Genomic DNA, 18457 nt, shown 5'->3' with positions numbered 1-18457 from the left:
TCTTCCGCCGCCCAGCTAGCGAACGATATTCCGATCAGCATGATTTCCGCCGATCTGGCCGTGGGCCGGAAGCGGCTCGGTTCCGTGTGGAATGGCGTCATCCCCGGGATCGTGCTGGTGGCGATGATCACGGGGGTGGCCTTCTCGGCCCATAATGTCTCCGGCTTCGCGCTGTTCAGCCCGATGATCCTCGCCGTCGTCGCCGGCATGATCTATTCCAACGTGCTCGGCACGCCCGCCCACGCCAAGGCCGGCATTGCATTCTCGCAGAAGCGCCTGCTGCGCTTTGCCATCGTGCTGCTCGGCTTTCAGCTGACGCTCGGCCAGGTTGTCTCCATCGGCGCCGGCGGCGTCGGCATCGTGGCGCTGACCCTTGGAGCGACCTTCGTCTTCACCATTACGCTTGGCCGGCTGATCGGCGTCGACGCCAAGCTGGCGCAGCTGATTGCCGCCGGCACCTCGATCTGCGGCGCTTCGGCGATCGTTGCCACCAACATCGTCACCGATGCGCGCGACGAGGACGTCACTTATGCCGTCGCCTCGATCACGCTGTTCGGCACCGTCGCCATGCTCGGCTTTCCGCTGCTGGCGCCGGTGCTCGGCCTCGACCAGCACGCATTCGGCCTGTGGGCCGGCGCCTCGATCCACGAGGTGGCACAGGTCATCGGCGCCGGCTTCCAGAACGGCGCCCAGTCCGGCGAGATCGCCACCGTCGCCAAGCTGACCCGCGTCGCCCTGCTGGCGCCGATGGTCATCGCGCTCGGCCTGATGGCGCGCCGCAAGAGCAATGGCGATCGCCCAAGCGACCAATCCGGTGCGCGGCCGCCGATGCCGTGGTTCGTCGCCGCTTTCATCGCCGTCGTGGCGCTGAACAGCCTGGTTGCCGTGCCGGCCGAAGTGAAGTCGGCCATGGCGTTCGCCACCACCATCATGCTGACCATGGGGCTCGCCGCCATGGGTCTGCAGGCCAACATTTCGCAGCTGCGCTCGCGCGGCCTTCGCCCGCTGGCGCTCGCCTCCTGCGCCTTCCTGTTCATCGGCTGCTTCAGCCTGATGCTGGTGAAGTTCGCTTAATCCTCGAACGAACTCGCCGCGACATAGATCGCGGCAAGCGCCTCGATGCCCGCCTGGTCGTCCTTGTCGAAGCGGCCGGGCGCCGGGCTGTCGAGGTCGATCAGGCCGAAGACGCCGTCATTGTCCCTCAGCAGCACGACGAGTTCCGAGCGCGAGTCGGCGTCGCAAGCGATGTGGCCGGCAAATTCATGCACATCCTTGACCAGCATCGACATTTCGAGATCGATGGCGGTGCCGCACACGCCCTTGCCGACGGCGATGCGCACGCAGGCCGGCTTGCCCTGGAACGGTCCGAGCACCAGCTCCTCGTCGGAGGCCAGGAAATAGAAGCCGGCCCAGTTGAGATCGGGCACCATCTGGAAGATCAGCGCCGATGTGTTGGCGGCGTTGGCGACGGAGTCGCTCTCGCCTTCCAGCAGCGCCTTCAACTGGGTGGCCAGTTCGCGGTAGAAGGCCGGCTTGTCGGTGCTGTCGATGGTCTGGGCCGCAAACATGGCGTCGTCTCCATTGCCGGCGGGCCAAAAAGCCCGTTACATTTCCTGTCTGCCACCAATGACGCTCCCAGGAAATACACAATTGTGAATACCGACCGTGCCAGCCAAACACACGACCGGGCGCAACCCGCAGCGAGCGAAGGTCCCCTCACCTTCGCTGTGCTGGTCTTTCCCGGCTTTCCGATGATGGCGTTCAGTTCGGTGATCGAGCCGCTGCGCGCCGCCAATGTGCTGGCCAAGCGCGATTGTTACCGCTGGGTGATCGTCGGCGCCGACCAGGGCACGGTCGAGGCGTCCAATGGGGTTGTCATACAACCGGGATTCTCAGCCTCGAGCGCACCGAAGGTCGACCGCATCGTCGTCTGCTCCGGCGGCAATGCGGACTTGCTTGTCGCGGACGATGCGGTTGCCTGGATCCGCAGGAGCCTGCGCGCCGGCGCCCATATCGGCGCGGTGGCCGACGCCGCCTTCTTCCTCGCCAGGGCCGGCTTGCTCGACGGCCATGCTTGCACCTTGCACTGGACCAGCCAGGCGGCCTTCACGGAGGCCTTCCCGGATATCGAGCTTCGGCGCGATCTCTATGTCATCGACCGCAAACGCTTCACCTCGGCCGGTGGCGTCGGCAGCCTCGACATGATGCTGGAGATCATCACCAACGATTATGGCGGCGAGCTCGCGGCGGGCGTTGCCGAATGGTTCGTGCACAGCCCCTTGCGTTCGAGCGTCGACCGCAAGCTGATGCCGCTCAGGCTGCGCACCGGCGTCCAGAACGAACTGGTGCTGTCGGCCATCGCCATCATGGAGGATGCGGTGGAAGAGCGGCTTGGCATGACGGAGCTGGCGGCAAGGCTCGGTGTCTCCTCCGACAAGCTGGAGCGCAATTTCCGCACCGAGCTCAGCATTTCGCCCAACGGCTATTACCGGCGCCTCAGGCTACGGCGCGCCGCCGACCTGTTGGCCCATTCGACGCTGATGGTGCGAGACGTGGCGCTGGCCTGCGGCTTCGCGTCCATGTCAAGTTTTGCCCGAGCGTTTCGCGAGGAGCATGGGCACGCGCCGAAGGCGATGCGGCGGCATTAGAGGGCGCTGCGCGCTAACGCGGTGAGATGCTGGCGGGACAGCGCCCCCCTCTGTCCTGCCGGACATCTCCCCCACACGGGGGGAGATCAGGTAGTGTGCTGAGAGTTCTGCAAATTCGCTGAGAGGGGGCGGTCATGGCAGGCTGGTGATTGTTCACGTCACCTGATTCCCGCGAAGGAACGCCACCATGACCAAGACTGAAGTTAAGACCGCCAGCGCTGCCGTCAAAGACATTTTGCTTTCGAACCCGGATGGATTGCACGAAGTGCTCCGTGCGGTGATGCAGGAGGTGCTTGAGGCCGAGATGGACGAGGCGCTGGGTGCCTCGAAGAGCGAGCGCACGCCCGAACGGCTTGGCTATCGCTCGGGCTATTACGGCCGCACCCTTGTGACGCGGGTCGGCAAGCTCGAGCTGCGGGTTCCGCAGGACCGGGCCGGGCGCTTCTCCACCGAGCTGTTCGAGCGCTACCAGCGTTCCGAGCGGGCCTTGGTGGCGACACTGGCGGAGATGTATGTGCAGGGCGTGTCGACCCGCAAGGTGAAGGCGATCACGGAAGAACTGTGCGGCCATGCCTTCTCGGCCTCGTCGATCTCGGCCATCAACAAGCGGCTGGATGAGAGCCTCGCTGCCTTTGCCAGGCGCCCCCTTCAAGAGCCGTTTCCTTACCTCATCCTCGATGCGCGCTACGAGAAGGTGCGTGAAGCCGGTGTTGTCATGAGCCAGGCGGTGCTGATAGCGGTCGGTATCGACTGGGACGGAAGGCGCCAGATCCTGGCCGTGGAGATGGCCAATCGCGAGAGCCGCTCGGCCTGGAGGGACTTCCTCGTCGGCCTCAAGGCGCGCGGCCTCAAGGGCGTCGAGTTGGTTGTGTCCGACGATCACGCCGGCCTGGTGGCAGCGATCGGCGAGGTGATCCCCGAAGCCGCCTGGCAACGCTGCTACGTGCACTTCCTCAGGAACGCGCTCGATCATCTGCCGAGGAAGCACGGCGACGACTGCCTTCAGGAATTGCGCTGGCTCTACGACCGGCGCGATCTCGCAGAGGCCAGGGCTGATCTTGCCGCATGGCTTGCCAAATGGTCGGCACGCTATCCGCGCCTGACAGGCTGGGCCGAGGATGCCATCGAACAAACCCTGACCTTCTTCAGGCTGCCGAGACAGCACCACAAGCATCTCAAATCCACCAACATGCTGGAGCGGCTCAACGAGGAAATCCGCCGGCGCACCTATGTCGTGCGCATCTTCCCCAACACCGAAAGCTGCCTGCGCCTGGTCAGGGCCTTGGCCGTCGAGACCAACGAAAACTGGATGGAGGCCAACCGATACATCAACATGGACGACCTGCGCGAGCACAAGAAGCTCGCTCTGCGCCAAGCCGCATGACCAGCATCATGGCTGCCCCATTTTGCAGAACTTGACGCACACAACCGGAGATCAGATGTCGCCTCGGCTTTCGCCAATCACCAACGTTGCAGGGCGAGCGGGACGCGAAAGCTGCTAATCTCCCTCCTTGTGGGGGAGATGTCCGGCAGGACAGAGGGGGCGCGAAGGATCGCAACATTGCCCTTTGTATCCATGCCCTTCTTGCGGCATTTCGCACGACACCTGCGGATTCTCGCACAGACATTTTTCGGCGCATGGCTATGGTCTAGCCCTTCAGGAGGCGCACCCAATGAGCATCGTCGTTTTCGACCCCGACAGCACCGAGGATGTGGATTTCAAGGACCGCATGCGCCACCCGGTCGCGGCTGACTCGGCCGGTGGCATGTGGCTGTCGGACACCGAGCCGTCCTTCATCGATGCCGACGCGCTGCGCAAGGGTCGGCTGGCGAAACTGCGCGGCTGGATGCGCGAGGCGGGCTATGGGGGCGTCGTTTTGTTCGACCCCTACAACCAGCGCTATGCCACCGGCTCGCGCAACATGTTCGGCTATTTCCTGCGCAACTCGACGCGGTATTTCTTCATCCCGACCGACGGGCCGATCGTGCTGTTCGAATACCCGCAGAGCTACCATGTCTCGATGGTGCTCGACACGATCGACGAGGCGCGGCCGTCCAAGCTGGTATGGTCTTCGGTGTCGGGCCGCGACGACGAAACCGCCGGCCCCTTCGCCAACGAGATCGCCGAGCTTTTGACGAAGCACGGCGGCGGCTCGATGAAGCTCGGGCTCGACCGCTGCAGCCATTTGCAGGCGCTGGCACTGGAAAAGCGCGGCTGCGACGTCAGGGATTGCCAGGGCGAAATCCTGGCGGTGCGGGCGGTCAAGACGCCCGAGGAAGTCAAATGCCTGCAGGTGTCGATGGCGGGTGCGGAAGCCGCCGTCTACGCCGTGCGCGAGGCGATAAAACCCGGCGTCTCCGAAAATGAGCTGTTCGCCATCATGTATGGCGAGGTGATCCGCCAGGGCGGCGAGTTCATCGAGACGCGGCTCCTCACCTCGGGACAGCGCACCAATCCGTGGTTCAACGAGGCCAGCGGCCGCAAGATCCGGCCGGGCGAGCTTCTGGCGCTCGATACCGATACGATCGGCTGCTATGGCTATTATTCCGATTTTTCGCGCACCTTCCGCTGCGGGCCGGGCAAGCCGACCGGCTATCAGAAATCGCTCTACCGCATGGCGCACGACCAGGTTCAGCACAACATTTCGATTGTCAAACCTGGCATGGCGTTTCGCGAGATCGCCGAAAGAGCGTGGAAAATCCCGGACCGTTTCGTCGACCAGCGCTATACCTCGGTGATGCATGGCGTGGGCATGCATGGCGAGACGCCGTTCATAGCGCACGCCATGGACTATGAAACCTACGGCCGCGACGGTGTTGTCGTGCCCGGCATGGTGGTGAGCGTGGAAAGCTATATCGGCGAGAAAGGCGGCCGCGAGGGCGTCAAGCTGGAGGACGAAATCCTGATAACCGACACCGGCACCGAGCTTCTGTCGCGCTTTCCCTACGAGGATGAGTTTCTGGAGAAGCAGGTTTGATGGTCGTTTCGCATCCCTTGGCAACCAGCGCGAACGCCAATCCCGTCGTCATCCTAGGGCGAAGCAAGGAGCGCAGCGACGCGGCGCAGACCCTAGGATCCATGCCGGGACTCATCGGCGCCGCAACGGTGCAAGTTCTGCTCCGCCGCACTCTCCGGCCAGCGTCACGGCATGGATCCTCGGGTCTCCGCGACGGAGCTTCGCTCCTGCTTCGCCCGTGGATGACGAAGGTGGGGAGGCACCGGCCAATCACCACTGTTGGCGCCACTTCGCTGAACGGAATAGCGTTGGTCGCGAACCAAGGCCTATCCGCATGAAAAGCCCGATCTCGATCAAACGCGGCACGGTCGCCGCGGCGTTCATCGACCTCCAGGAAGAGCATCGACAGGACAAGCGCTATCTGGTCGAAGGCTTTGGCGAGGTGCTGGCCAACGTCCAGCGCCTGCAGGCGGCGGCGCGGCGCAACTTCGTGCCGCTCTACCACTGGGCCTATATCGTCGATACCGCCAAAGCGCGTCCGTTCCATCCGCTCGACGCCGACGGCAAGTCTGCCTTTTCCGACAAGAGCGACCCGCTGACGGAAATCTGCCCGGAAGTGGCGCCCGCGGCCGGCGAGACGATGCTGGTCAAGACGCAGGCCAGCGCCTTCGGCGCCGGGCCTGCCACAACCGAACTCAAGGCGCGCGGCATCGAATGGCTGATCGTCGCCGGCGTCTGGACCGAGGCCTGCATCGACGCCACCGTGAAGGACGCGGTCGCATCCGGCTTTCGCGTGCTTCTGGTCAAGGATGCCTGCGGCAGCGGCAGTGCCGCCATGCACCAGACCGCCATCCTCAACCTTGCCAACCGGCTCTATGGCGGCGCCGTCACCAACACGATAGACGCGTGCCGGCTGATGGCGGGCGACACCATCGATGCATGGCAGGTCGAAGGCTCGGTACCGCTGCGCTTCACGTTTGAAAACGCCAAACGGCTCTACGGCGAGCTCTGAGAGATGGGCACGGTCCACAAGCTCAAGACCGCCAGGCGGGGGAAATACGCCACCCTGCTCGATCCGGCGCTGTGGGAGTATATCGACCTGGTCAATGACTGGTTCCCGCCAGATATCGCCGAACTTCCGATCGCCGAGCAAAGGTCGGTCTATGATGCGATGTGCCGCGCCTTCCATCAGGGTTATCCCAAAGGGGTTTCGGCCAGCGGCGGCATCATCGCCGCAGATGCAGGGCACGCCATCCCGATCCGCTACTATCGGATGGCGGGCAAGCCCGTGCGCGCCGTCATCGTCTACTATCATGGCGGCGGCTTTGTGCTTGGCGGGCTCGACAGCCATGACGACATCTGCGCCGAGATCTGCGCCGGCACCGGTTTCGACGTTGTCTCGGCCGACTACCGGTTGGCGCCGGAACATCCCCACCCGGCCGCCTTCGACGACGCGCTGACCGTGTTCGAATGGGCGGCGGTGACAACGGACCTGCCGATCGTGCTCGTCGGCGAAAGCGCCGGCGGCAACCTTGCCGCCGCGGTCGCGCACGCGTCTCGCCGCCACCTGCGCCGGGCGGCCGGCCAGGTGCTGATCTATCCCGGCCTCGGCGGCGACGAGAGTGCCGGCTCGTATGTCGAACATGCCGAGGCACCGTTGCTGACGCTGCGCGACATCGCGTTCTACCGCACCATTCGCGCTGCCCCGGCACAGTCGCCCGACGACCCGACTTTTTCTCCGCTGAAAGACAACGACTTCTCCGGCCTGCCGCCGACTGTCATCATCACTGCCCAGTGCGATCCGCTGTCATCGGACGGCGAGACCTATCGCGACCGCATCGTTGCCGCCGGCGGCCGCGCCTGGTGGTATGAGGAGCCGCGGCTGGTGCACAGTTTTCTGCGCGCCCGCAAAAGTGTTCAGCGCGCCGGCGAGGCGTTCGTGTGCACGCTTGCAGCCATCGCCGCCGTCGCCGTGCTCGGCAAGAACGACTGGCCATATTGAGGCGGCGAAGCGCTGATCTCCCCCTCATGGGCAGGCAATCGCATATGAGATTTTTGCGAAGAGGACCCCCACCCTAGCCCTCCCCACAAGGGGGAGGGAACGCTGCCGCCCGCCATATTGCGGCGCTCAACGTGGCCAATCTGCCGAGTTCAGCGCTGCCGAGTCTCCCTCCCCCTTGTGGGGAGGGATTAAGGGTGGGGGTATTCGTGGAGCGCAAAGCGCCGAAATCCATATGCGATTGCCGCGCCCACAAGGGGGAGATTGTCTGCACTCCCACTGCGGAGCAGTGCACAAGAATTGCGGAAAAGCGAACATTTCCCGGTGTCGGCCCGCTTTATCATCACCTGCTCAGGCAACGGCGCCTCGGCGATCGCATCCGCCCCCAGCGGAAGCGGACCGTCGGGGCGCCCAACAAAAAAGGGAACGACGATGAAATTCATGCTGACCGACCGTAATTTGCACCCGCAGGCGAAGCCCGTTGCCGATGATTTCAGGAAAGGCGGCGTCAACCGGCGCGAATATCTCGCCATCATGGCCGGCTTTGGCGTCAGTGCTGCCGGCGCGCTGGCGCTGGGCGGCCTCAGCGCGTCACCTGCCCGGGCCGAAGAGCCGAAGCGCGGCGGCACCTTGCGCGTCGCCATGAACGTCAAGGGTTTCAAGGATCCGCGCACCTTCGACGGTGTCGAGATGTCCAATGTGGCGCGCCATTGCAACGAATATCTGGTGCGCTGGAACCGCGACTTCACCTTCGAGCCGTGGCTGCTCGAAAGCTGGGAAACCAGCGACGACGCCAGGACGCTGACGCTGCATGTGCGCAAGGGCATCGCCTGGTCGAATGGCGACGCCTTCAACGCCGACGACGTCATCCACAATCTCACCCGCTGGTGCGATGCTTCCGTCGCCGGCAACTCGGTCGCCGCGCGCATGGGTGCGCTGATTAATGCCGACACCAGGAAACCGGTCGACGGCGGCATCGAGAAGGTCGACGACTTCACCGTCAAACTCAACCTGCCGAAGCCCGACATTTCGCTGATCGCAGGGATGGCCGACTATCCGGCTTTGATCATGCACCGCTCCTATGAGGGCGGCGACGATCCGATGAAGGCGCTGGCGATCACCACCGGACCCTGCGAACTGGTCAGCTGGAATGCCGAGACAAGTGCTGAGGTGAAGCGCAAGGACAAGCCCTGGTGGAAAGGCGACTTCCATCTCGATGGCATCAAATGGGTCGATTACGGCTCCGACCCCAACGCCATGCTGTCGGCGTTCGAATCCGGTGAGATCGACACCGACCACGAAACCGCGTCCGACGCCGTGTCGCAGACCGAGCAGATGGGCTTGCTGAATTCCGAGATCGCCACCGGATCGACCATCGTTGCCCGTTTCAATGTCGGCAACGCACCCTATGACGACGTCAAGGTGCGCCGCGCCGCCCAGCTTGCCGTCGACAATTCCGCCGTGCTGGCGCTCGGCCTCGGCGGCCGCGGCAAGCCGGCCGACAACCACCATGTCGGCCCGATGCATCCGGAATTTGCCGATATCGGCCCGGCCAAGCGCGACACGGAACAGGCCAAGAAATTGCTCGCCGAGGCCGGCAAGACGGACCACGAATTCGAGCTGATCTCGGTCGACGTCGAATGGCAAAAGAGCACCGGCGATGCGATCGCCGCGCAGATGCGTGAGGCCGGCCTGAAGATCAAGCGAACCGTGCTGCCCGCCGCGACCTTCTGGAACGACTGGAGCAAATACCCCTTCTCCACAACCGAATGGCTGGGCCGCCCGCTCGGCGTCCAGGTGTTGGCGCTCGCCTACAAATCGGGCGCCGCCTGGAACGAAAGCGCCTATGCCGACAAGGAATTCGACACGCTTCTCGACAAGGCGCTGGCAACGCCGGACGCCGCCCAGCGCAAGGAGATCATGGCCAGGATCGAGCAGAATCTGCGCGATGCCGGCATCATCATCCAGCCCTACTGGCGCTCGGTCTACCGCACCTATCGCAAAGGCGTGCAGGGCTGCGAACAGCACCAGTCGCTGGAGCAGCATTTTGAGAAGGTGTGGCTGGAGGGGTGATCGTTCGGGGACGCCGCATACCGGCTGGCACCTGAGCGGTATGTCGCTCAGGTAAATACCTGCAGCGCACTCCGAGCATTTACGACGGTGTTTGTCTTGACGCGGCGATCGTGGATCGGTCTGGTGTGTCGACGAGGCGCCGCTGTGGGCTCGCGTCATTCCGGAGAATACACATGCGCGCCCGTTGGGCTTTCATTCTTGCACCCAATTCCGGCGATCCTGCCCGGCTACAATTGGCATGCGAACCACCCTGAGACGGGGCCGTTGTCGGGCTTCATCTTCGTAACCCTTGTTTTCTATGTTGTGGAGGCGGTGGTAGGAATTCCGGCCTTCTATGTCCTCACCCGACGGCGCTGGCAGTTTTTTTGGGTATACGTCGTCGTTGGCTTTCTGGCAGTTTTTGTTCCAGCGTTTGTCTTCGGCCTCATTAAGTGGAGTCCTCCATTGGGAATCGGCGGAGTTCTCTATGCATGCTCCTTCATAGGGATACTCGGTGGCGCTACAGGGCTGATCTTCTGGCTTTTGGTGCGCACAGACAAGGACCCTGTCGAACAGATTGCTTCGCACTTTACCTAGGTCAGCACCCCAAGATTGAGTTCAAGGCCTGATACACTTTGGCCGCGATATTTTGCACGAGAACGCATGGACCACTTCGACCTCGGCACCTATCGCCGTCCAATCTCCACCGCCTCGGCCGAGACGCAGCGCTGGTTCGATATCGGGCTGAACTGGTGCTACGGCTTCAACCATGAGGAAGGCATAAAGTGCTTCGAGAAGGCGCTGGAGACAGATCCTGATTGCGCCTTCGTGCATTGGGGCATCGCCTATGCCGCCGGGCCTTTTTACAACCTCACCTGGAACGAGCACGGACGAGCGTGCAGGCGAAACACGCTTGTTGTCACTGAGATCCCGCCGTCCGAGCAGCCGAGTCAGCTTTCGCCTTCTACGAGAAAATCTCCGCGAGTTCGTCGACGCTGGTGCCTTCCTTGACCTGGCGCAGCTCGACATAGGTGACGGCAATGGTCACCGACAGCATCGTCGAAAAGATCGTCGACACCAGAGTGCTGCCGAGCGCTCCGACCAGGACACCGACGCCGGTGATGCCGCCGGTGGTGGCGACCGCCAGTCCGAAAAACAAAGTGAACACCGCCTGGATGAGCATCGCCGCCACGCCAATGATCAGCAGGAGCCAGAATATCGACCAGCGGCTGCCTTTGGTCAGGGCACGGCTGCGCGATATCGAGCCGAACACGCCAAGCCGCTCCTGAACCGCAATGGGCACGGAAACCGATACGGAAATCAGCCACATGAAAGCGGGGATAAACGCCAGGGCAAGCCCGATCAGCCACCCGATAGGGGGAATGACCCAGGCGATGAAAACCATCACAAAAACAGCCACCACCAGAGTGACAATGATCAGAATGCCTATGCCCAGCGTGGGCAAGAAGCTGCGCAATGCTATCTGGATGCAGTCGCCGATGACCGGCCGCTTGCCGTTCAAATCCTCGATTGCCGCCCTGACAAGCGCCGCTTGCACCAGCAAGGCCAGAACGAAAATGATCAAGGAAGCGACTATCGATAAGCCCGAGTAGTCTCCCATGGCCGACGTCTCGAAAGCGGCGGCGTTCCCGGCGCTGTCGACGTTCGCCAATGTAGCGACCCGGGACAGGTTCCAGAGATTGTACAGCAGTGCGGGCAGTGTAGAGAAAAGTCCGACAACCACAGCAAGGAAACCCAGATTGCGGCCAATGACCGCGAAGCTGTTGCTGAAAACCCTGCCGATGCGAAATTTTTCCAGTCGTTCCTGCGTCAGTGACGTCATGATGCCTCCTCCCCGCGCTTCCTTGATCCAACCGGGTCAAGGCAGTGCAAAGCCGTCTGCTTATGAGAAAATCTCGGCCAGTTCGTCGACGCTGGTGCCTTCCTTGACCTGGCGCAGCTCGACATAGCCGACCGCGGCGGCGACCGACAGCACCATCGACATCACGCTCTGCACCAGCCCCGCCACGATGGTCGCGGCAATGCCGTGAAACAGGTAGACAACCACGCCAACCATCGACTGGATGACCATGGCGATGATGAAGAGGAGCAAGAACAGGCCGAACAGCGACCAGCGGCTGCCCTTGGTCAGGGCGCGGCTGCGCGACATGGAGCCGAACACGCCGAGCCGCTCCTGGATCAGAACTGGTACTGAGACAGACCAGCCGAGCCACAGGATGATGCCAGGCACTGCCAAGGCGAGGAAGGCCAGTCCCGACCCCAGGCCAACCAGTATGCCGATCCCGAGGGTCGGCAGCAAAAAGCGAATAGCGGTCTGAATACTGTCGCCGAAGGATGGGCGCTTGCCGTTCAGATCCTCGATGGCGGCACGCACCAGCGCCGACTGCAGCAACAGGGCGCAAATGGAACTTATGAAAACGGCGACGATCGAGACCCAGGAATTGCGAAAGGCGAAAAGGGGATCAGCCGCCACGCCCGGATCGACCTGCAGGATCGCCTGCATGCGCGAATCGATCCAGAGCTGCATGATGATCGTCGGCAGTCCCGCAAGCAGAAAGGCCAAGCCGACGCTCAGGCCGATGTTGCGGCCGATGACGGAGAAGGTGTTGTTGAAGACCCTGCCGATCTGAAATTTCTCAGGCGGCGCAAATGTTGCCGAAGTCATGAAGTACCCCCCTTTTCGTCGCTGAATATTGGCCGACGATTGCAGCAGTAAATTTGCCAAGATTAACGACACTCGTCTAGCCCACTTGCAAATGTTGCGCTGCATTGCCAGTGTCGGCCCGCGAACCGCAGGTTGCATGGGGGCGAAAAGGTGACTGCTGCACAGCCGGACGCTGCGCAAGCCGAATGGCTGGCCAAACTGCACAAGCAGTTGCTGTCAGACGATTCGATCCAGTTCGACCTGCCGGCCTACAGACCACCCGAGACACCCGAGTGGCTGAGACCGCTGGGCGAGTTCCTGAAATCGCTCGGCCCGTACATGATCTACCTGTTCTGGGGCGCGGTGATCACAGGTGCCGCGATCATTCTGCTGCTGATTGTCCTTGAAGTGAAAGGCGTCGCCTGGCGCCTGCCCTGGTGGCGCAAAAAGAGCGTGACCGAGGCGGAAGCGATATGGCACCCCGACGTTGGCGCCGCGCAGATCCTGTTGTCGGAAGCCGATGCGCTCGCCGCCCGGGGCGAGTATGACGAGGCGGTGCATCTCCTGCTGCGCCGCAGCGTTGCCGACATTGCCGGCCGCCTGCCTGACTTTCTGCGCCCGTCGCTGACCGCGCGCGATATCGCGGGAGCGGCGTCGCTGCCAACGCGGGCGCGTGGCGCCTTTACCCAGATCGCGCGCATCGTCGAGGCCGCTCTGTTCGCGCGCCGGCCGGTCGGGCCCGAGGGCTGGCAGGAGGCGCGCAGCGCCTATGAGCGATTCGTCTTCAGGGATGCCTGGACGTGAGTGACGCGACAGCCGAGATCGCCCAGCAGGAGCCGTTCAGCCGCAGGACGCTGTTCTGGGGCATTTTCGCCAGCCTGCTCGCGGCCGCGGGCTTCTTCCTGTTGTCCACCTATGCGCCCGACTTTCGCCAGCCGAGCGTCGGTGGCGCAACCCCGCTGTCGAAGAGCGGCATCGGCTATGCCGGCTTGGCGGAATGGCTGGAGCTGACCGGCGAAGCGCCCGACATGGCGCGGTCCGACAGCGATCTTCAGATCGACACGAACCTCCTGATCGTCACCATTTCGCCCGACAGCGACCCGGATGCGCTTGCCAACATCATCAAGCTTCGCAAGGGCCTGGATACGCTGTTCGTGCTGCCCAAATGGGCGACCTTGCCGCTGGCCTTGCACGAAGGCTGGGAGATGAAGATCCAGCGGCTGCCGGATGTGGTGGTCAACGACTGGCTCGGCCGCATCGCCAAGGCCAAGCTCGGCGAAGGTGAGACCACGGTCAAGCAACTCGACGTCTCAGGGCAAATGGTCAGCGTTCCCGGCCAGTTGCAATGGGTGGCCGACGAACACCCGCTGATTGCCGCCGGCAACGGCAAGGCCGTGCTGACCGAGGTCGAAGACGAGCGGTTCTACATTCTGACGGACCCCGATCTCATCAATAACGCTGGCTTGAAAGATCCCGACAAGGCGGCGGCGGCGCTCAAGCTGATCGAGCTCCTCCAGCCCGAAGAGGGTGCCGTCATGTTCGACCTGACGCTGCATGGCGTCGGGCGAAAATACGATCTCGCCAAGCTTCTGGTCGAGCCGCCCTTCCTGGCGCTGACGCTGACCATCCTGGCGGCGGCGGCACTTGCCTTCCTGCATGGCCTTGGCCGGTTCGGGCCGCCACGGGCCGATCAGCGCGCCATCGCCTTCGGCAAGCGCGCGCTGGTCGATACCACGGCGATGCTGTTGCGCCGCGCCGGCCGGCTGGAGGAACTGGGCGACCGCTATGGAGCACTGGCACGCGTGCGCGCCGGCGCGCTGCTCGGCGCGCCGCACGGTTTGCAGGGCGAAGCGCTCGACCGCTGGCTCGATTCCCGCGACAAGGACGAAGCCGGCGGTTTCACGACCCGCCTGCAAGCTGCGAACGCGGCAAAGACCCTGACACAAATGCATGATGCAGCCGAAAAGCTGCACGACTGGACGGCAAGGAGGCTCGGTGAACGTCGATGATGTGAAGGCCCTGGCGACACAGATCAGGGAAGAGGTGGCCAAGGCCATCACCGGGCAACACGATACGGTCGATCTGATGCTCACGGCATTGTTCGCCGGCGGGCATATATTGCTCGAAGGACCGCCGGGCACGGCCAAGACGATGACGGCGCGCTGCTTTGCCCAGGCGCTGGGCGTCGCCTATGGCCGCATCCAGTTCACACCCGACCTGATGCCCGGCGATATCGTCGGTTCCAACATCTACAATTTCCAGACCGGGCAATTCACGCTGACGCGCGGCCCGATCTTCTGCGACCTTTTGCTCGCCGACGAGATCAACCGCACGCCGCCCAAGACCCAGGCTGCCCTTTTGGAGGCGATGCAGGAGCATGCCGTCACCTTCGACGGCACCACTCATGCGCTCGGCCCGAACTTCATGGTGGTGGCGACGCAGAACCCTATCGAACACCAGGGCGTCTATCCCCTGCCCGAAGCCCAGCTCGACCGTTTCCTGTTCAAGCACCGGGTGAGCTACCCCGGCGCGCAAGAGGAAAAGGCGATCATCATCCACCATGGCGGCGGCACCGCCTCGCACGATATCAAGCAATACGGCATCACCGCCCAGGCCGACCGCAAGACGCTGGAAAAGGCGTTGGCGACCGTCGGCGAGGTCACGCTTGTCGACGACGTCGTGGACTATATCGCAAGGCTGGTGCGGGCCACGCGCGAAAGCCCCGACCTCGAGGTCGGCGCCAGCCCGCGCGCGGGCGCCATGCTGGCGAGAGCTGCACGGGCTCGGGCAGCGCTCGACGGGCGTGCCTATGTCATCCCCGACGACGTCAAGGCGCTTGCCGTGCCGGCGCTGCGCCATCGCGTTATCCTGTCGCCGGCGGCGCAGATCGACGGCCGCCTGGTCGAACAGATCGTGACCGACCTTGTAGACCAGACGGAAGCGCCACGTTGATTTATCCGAGCGGCCGGGCAGTCTGGGCAGGTGCGGCCGGTGCAATACCGGCCTTCCTGATCGCGCTCGCGCTGCCGTCGATGTGGTATCTCGGCCTGTTGTGGATCTGCGCGCTGCTTGCTTTCCTGGCCGTGGACGCGGCCGCCGGGCGCGGACGGGCTTCTCTGAACGCCAGCATCCACGCCCCGCCGCAGGTCAGCGTCGGCGGCCAGCTCACCGTCAATGTCACCGCCAGGCTCGGCGGACGGCCGCGCGCCGTGCAGGCGCGTCTTGGCCATGACGAGCGGCTGCAACCGGTGGGCGGCACCGGCGGCGCATCGACCGCCGAGGCCGGCAGCGCATCGCTCGATCTCAGATTTCAGGCGCTGCGGCGCGGCATTGCCAGGTTCGATCGCCTGTGGGTGCGCTGGCGCGGGCCGTTCGGGCTGGTCTGGAACCAGGTGGTGCTGCCGATGGACGGCAAGGTGGCGGTGCTGCCCAACGTCAGCAGCGCTCGCGACGAGGCGATCACGCTTCTGCAGCGCCAGGCGCTGCCCGACGGACATGCGCAGCGCCGCGCCGGCCAGGGCCGCGAATTCGAGGCGCTCAAGGACTACCAGCCTGGCATGGGCCGGCGCATGATCGACTGGAAGCGCAGCGCCCGCCACGGCAGGCTTCTGGCGCGCGAATTCCGTATCGAGGAGAACAACAACATCGTGCTGGCCATCGATAGCGGCCGGCTGATGTGCGAGCCCGTCGACGGCGTGCCGAAGGTCGACCGCGCCGTCACCGCAGCCTTGCTGTCGGCGTTCATTGCGCTGAAGGGCGGCGACATGGTCTCCCTGTTCGGCTTCGACGCGAGGCCGCGCGTTTCCAGCGGTGCCGTGCGCGGCTCCGCCAGCTTCGCCATGATCCAGAAGCGGGCAGCGGAAATCGACTATTCCACCGAAGAGACCAATTTCACTTTGGCGCTGACGACGCTGGCGGCGCGGCTCGACCGGCGTTCGCTGGTGATCATCTTCACCGACTTCGTCGATCCGATCAGCGCCGAACTGATGCTGCGCACCGTCGGCCGGCTCACCGAACGGCATCTGGTGCTGTTCATGATGATGAAGGATGTCGAACTGGAGACACTGGCCGACATGCCGCCGGACGCACCGGAGGATGTGGCGCGCTCGGTTGTCGCCGGCGGGCTGCTGCGCGAAAGGCAGGTCGTCATCGGCAGGCTCAGGCTGCTCGGCGCGCATGTCATCGAAGCCGACCATCAGAGGCTCGGGCCGGCACTGGTCGAGCGCTATCTCGAACTCAAGCGAGAGGATCTGTTGTGAACGCGCTGGTCGGCAAGGATGCGGTGCGGCAGTCGCTGGCGAGCTTCCGTTCGGAGCGCGAGGCCGACTGGAAGGCGTTCGAGGCGCTGCTTGCCCGGGTCGAGAAACGTGCGCCGCGCACGCTGTCGGAAGACGAGCTTTTGTCGCTGCCGCTGCTCTACCGCTCGGCGCTGTCCTCGCTTTCGGTGGCGCGGGCGACGTCGCTCGACAATGCGCTGGTCAGCTATCTCGAAGCGCTGTGCCTGCGCGGCTACTTCTACCTCTATGGCGCGCGTCGCGGCTTGCGGCAGCGCATCGGCGATTTCTTTCTGCATGACTGGCCGCATGCCATTCGCGATTTGTGGCGCGAGACCTTGCTGTCGGTCGTCCTGACCTTTGTCGGCGCCGGCGCCGGCTACTGGCTGGTGGCGAAGGACAAGGGCTGGTTCGACGCCATCATTCCGCCGAGCCTGGCCGGCGGGCGCAACCCGGATGCATCGGCGGAAGTGCTGCGGCAGGTGCTTTATGACGGCGCCGACAGCAATTTCCTGTCGGGCTTCGCCGCCTATCTGTTCACGCACAATGTCCAGGTGGCGATCCTGGCCTTTGCGCTCGGCTTTGCCTTCGCGGTGCCGAGCGTGCTCCTGATCCTGATGAATGGCTGCCTGCTCGGCGCGATGTTCCAAATCTACGTCGCCAAGGGGCTTGGCATCGAGCTGGGCGGATGGCTGTCCATCCACGGCACCACCGAGATCTTCGCGATCGCCTTGGCGGGCGCCGCCGGCATGCGTATCGGCACGCGTATCGCCTTCCCCGGTGAACTGACGCGGATGACGGCCGCAGCCGATGCCGGGCGCGTGGCGGCAACCACCATGGTCGGGGTGACGATCATGCTTTTGTTCGCCGGCCTGCTCGAAGGCATCGGCAGGCAGGTGATCACCAGCGACGCTACACGCTACGCCATTGGCGGCGGCATGCTGACGCTGTGGCTCTGTTATTTCTATTTGTTCAGGGTGGTGCGGCATGGCGACCGCTAGGCGTGCTACCGTCTCGACGATACGGCCGCTGATCACGCCGGAAGGGGTCGATCTCCGGATCAAGCTCGTCGATGCCGGCACTCGCGCCGCCGCCTTCCTGCTCGACTTTGTCATCATCATCGTCACGGCGATCGTGATCTCGATCGTTGCACTGTTCGGGCTGGCCGGCCTCAAAGGCGAAGGCGCGCAGCCGCTGTTCATCGTCTGGATCATCCTGATCTTCTTCCTGCGCAACGCCTACTTCATCGTCTTCGAAGCCGGCCGCCGCGCCGCCACACCCGGCAAACGGATGCTCGGCATCCGGGTGGCATCGCGCAGCGGCGCCGGCCTGTCAGTCGATCAGGTCATTGCCCGCAACCTGATGCGCGAGATCGAGATCTTCCTGCCGCTGTCGATCATCCTAGGCCGCAGCCAGATGGGGCTCGCCGACACGCTGTCGACGATCTTCGGGCTGGTGTGGACGCTGCTGTTTGCGCTCTTCCCGCTGTTCAACCGCGACCGCATGCGCATCGGCGACCTGCTGGCCGGAACCTGGGTGGTGGAGGCGCCCAAGCTGGCGCTGGTCGAAGACCTGTCGCAACGCCAGGATACCACCACCCGCGCCTTCCGCTTCACCCAGGCGCAGCTCGATGCCTATGGCATCGCCGAACTGCACAAGCTGGAAGAGGTGCTGCGCCGCGACGACTATTTCGCGCTGAAAGCCGTGGCCGAAACGATCGGGCGCAAGATCGGCATGACGATCGAGCCGGTCGATTCCAGGGCCTTCCTCACCGCCTATTATGGCGAGCTGCGGGCACAGCTTGAGCGCAAGCTTTTGCTGGGGACGCGTAAGGCGGATAAGTACCAGCGGTAGATCGGAGT

The 18457-nt window shown here is 63.8% G+C and carries 17 protein-coding genes and 1 pseudogene; 15 read left to right on the top strand and 3 right to left on the bottom strand.

The features are described from left to right. The first annotated feature begins 39 nt into the window (after positions 1 to 39). The gene (locus tag ACYG9V_RS15510) at positions 40 to 1074 is read left to right on the top strand and encodes a YeiH family protein (RefSeq protein WP_444848994.1); all 1035 of its coding nucleotides are present in this window, start codon (positions 40 to 42) and stop codon (positions 1072 to 1074) included. Here ACYG9V_RS15510 and ACYG9V_RS15505 read toward each other — a convergent pair. Beyond that, complete coding sequence (locus ACYG9V_RS15505; RefSeq protein ID WP_023698045.1) at positions 1071 to 1568, bottom strand: GAF domain-containing protein; 498 nt, start codon at positions 1566 to 1568, stop codon at positions 1071 to 1073. The genes ACYG9V_RS15510 and ACYG9V_RS15505 overlap by 4 nt on opposite strands. 183 nt (positions 1569 to 1751) lie before the next feature. Here ACYG9V_RS15505 and ACYG9V_RS15500 point away from each other — a divergent pair, with 183 nt between their 5' ends. The 8 genes and pseudogenes from ACYG9V_RS15500 to ACYG9V_RS15465 all read left to right on the top strand — a co-directional run. Next, entirely contained in the window at positions 1752 to 2648 is an 897-nt protein-coding gene (locus ACYG9V_RS15500) for a GlxA family transcriptional regulator (RefSeq protein ID WP_352519331.1), read from the top strand. Between the two features lie 187 nt (positions 2649 to 2835). Beyond that, the gene (locus ACYG9V_RS15495) at positions 2836 to 4032 is read left to right on the top strand and encodes an IS256 family transposase (protein WP_286456782.1); all 1197 of its coding nucleotides are present in this window, start codon (positions 2836 to 2838) and stop codon (positions 4030 to 4032) included. Between the two features lie 289 nt (positions 4033 to 4321). Beyond that, complete coding sequence (locus tag ACYG9V_RS15490) at positions 4322 to 5626, top strand: M24 family metallopeptidase (RefSeq protein ID WP_352625409.1); 1305 nt, start codon at positions 4322 to 4324, stop codon at positions 5624 to 5626. A gap of 313 nt (positions 5627 to 5939) precedes the next feature. Continuing rightward, positions 5940 to 6617 carry an isochorismatase family protein gene (locus tag ACYG9V_RS15485; RefSeq protein WP_352765965.1) on the top strand — a complete coding sequence of 226 codons (678 nt, stop codon included), beginning with the start codon at positions 5940 to 5942 and terminating at the stop codon, positions 6615 to 6617. Between the two features lie 3 nt (positions 6618 to 6620). Then, entirely contained in the window at positions 6621 to 7607 is a 987-nt protein-coding gene (locus tag ACYG9V_RS15480; RefSeq protein WP_352765964.1) for an alpha/beta hydrolase, read from the top strand. A gap of 429 nt (positions 7608 to 8036) precedes the next feature. Further along, the gene (locus ACYG9V_RS15475) at positions 8037 to 9677 is read left to right on the top strand and encodes an ABC transporter substrate-binding protein (RefSeq protein ID WP_460221969.1); all 1641 of its coding nucleotides are present in this window, start codon (positions 8037 to 8039) and stop codon (positions 9675 to 9677) included. Positions 9678 to 9941: 264 nt separating this feature from the next. Next, positions 9942 to 10253, top strand: coding sequence for a hypothetical protein (locus tag ACYG9V_RS15470; protein WP_352765961.1), 312 nt, complete (start codon positions 9942 to 9944; stop codon positions 10251 to 10253). A gap of 66 nt (positions 10254 to 10319) precedes the next feature. Beyond that, positions 10320 to 10553 (top strand): annotated as a pseudogene (locus tag ACYG9V_RS15465) (hypothetical protein); the annotation flags it as partial. A gap of 67 nt (positions 10554 to 10620) precedes the next feature. On the opposite strand, the gene ACYG9V_RS15460 reads toward ACYG9V_RS15465, so the two are convergent. Together ACYG9V_RS15460 and ACYG9V_RS15455 are read right to left on the bottom strand one after the other, a co-directional pair. After that, a complete protein-coding gene (locus ACYG9V_RS15460) occupies positions 10621 to 11499 on the bottom strand; it encodes a hypothetical protein (RefSeq protein WP_352765960.1) in 879 nt (292 codons plus the stop codon). A gap of 60 nt (positions 11500 to 11559) precedes the next feature. Next, complete coding sequence (locus ACYG9V_RS15455; RefSeq protein WP_352765958.1) at positions 11560 to 12342, bottom strand: hypothetical protein; 783 nt, start codon at positions 12340 to 12342, stop codon at positions 11560 to 11562. A gap of 150 nt (positions 12343 to 12492) precedes the next feature. On the opposite strand from ACYG9V_RS15455, the gene ACYG9V_RS15450 reads away from it, so the two are divergent. The 6 genes from ACYG9V_RS15450 to ACYG9V_RS15425 are packed head-to-tail and all read left to right on the top strand — an operon-like array spanning position 12493 to position 18449. Beyond that, positions 12493 to 13125 carry a DUF4129 domain-containing protein gene (locus ACYG9V_RS15450; protein ID WP_023682900.1) on the top strand — a complete coding sequence of 211 codons (633 nt, stop codon included), beginning with the start codon at positions 12493 to 12495 and terminating at the stop codon, positions 13123 to 13125. Then, on the top strand, positions 13122 to 14330 hold the full coding sequence (locus ACYG9V_RS15445; RefSeq protein ID WP_352741684.1) for a DUF4350 domain-containing protein: 1209 nt from the start codon (positions 13122 to 13124) through the stop codon (positions 14328 to 14330). Before ACYG9V_RS15450 ends, ACYG9V_RS15445 begins: the two co-directional genes overlap by 4 nt. Next, positions 14317 to 15273, top strand: coding sequence for an AAA family ATPase (locus ACYG9V_RS15440; RefSeq protein WP_023705787.1), 957 nt, complete (start codon positions 14317 to 14319; stop codon positions 15271 to 15273). The genes ACYG9V_RS15445 and ACYG9V_RS15440 overlap by 14 nt, the downstream gene beginning before the upstream one ends. Then, positions 15270 to 16580 (top strand): DUF58 domain-containing protein, encoded by a 1311-nt coding sequence (locus tag ACYG9V_RS15435; protein WP_023705786.1) that lies wholly within the window; start codon positions 15270 to 15272, stop codon positions 16578 to 16580. The genes ACYG9V_RS15440 and ACYG9V_RS15435 overlap by 4 nt, the downstream gene beginning before the upstream one ends. Then, entirely contained in the window at positions 16577 to 17596 is a 1020-nt protein-coding gene (locus ACYG9V_RS15430; protein WP_050485775.1) for a stage II sporulation protein M, read from the top strand. The genes ACYG9V_RS15435 and ACYG9V_RS15430 overlap by 4 nt, the downstream gene beginning before the upstream one ends. Then, positions 17583 to 18449, top strand: a complete 867-nt coding sequence (locus tag ACYG9V_RS15425) for an RDD family protein (RefSeq protein WP_027049627.1) — start codon at positions 17583 to 17585, stop codon at positions 18447 to 18449. The genes ACYG9V_RS15430 and ACYG9V_RS15425 overlap by 14 nt, the downstream gene beginning before the upstream one ends. Positions 18450 to 18457: the final 8 nt, after the last annotated feature.

Source organism: Mesorhizobium sp. W016 (assembly GCF_054719485.1).
The sequence above is the reverse complement of the archived record's forward strand: the minus strand, read 5'-3'. Positions and strand labels throughout refer to the sequence as shown.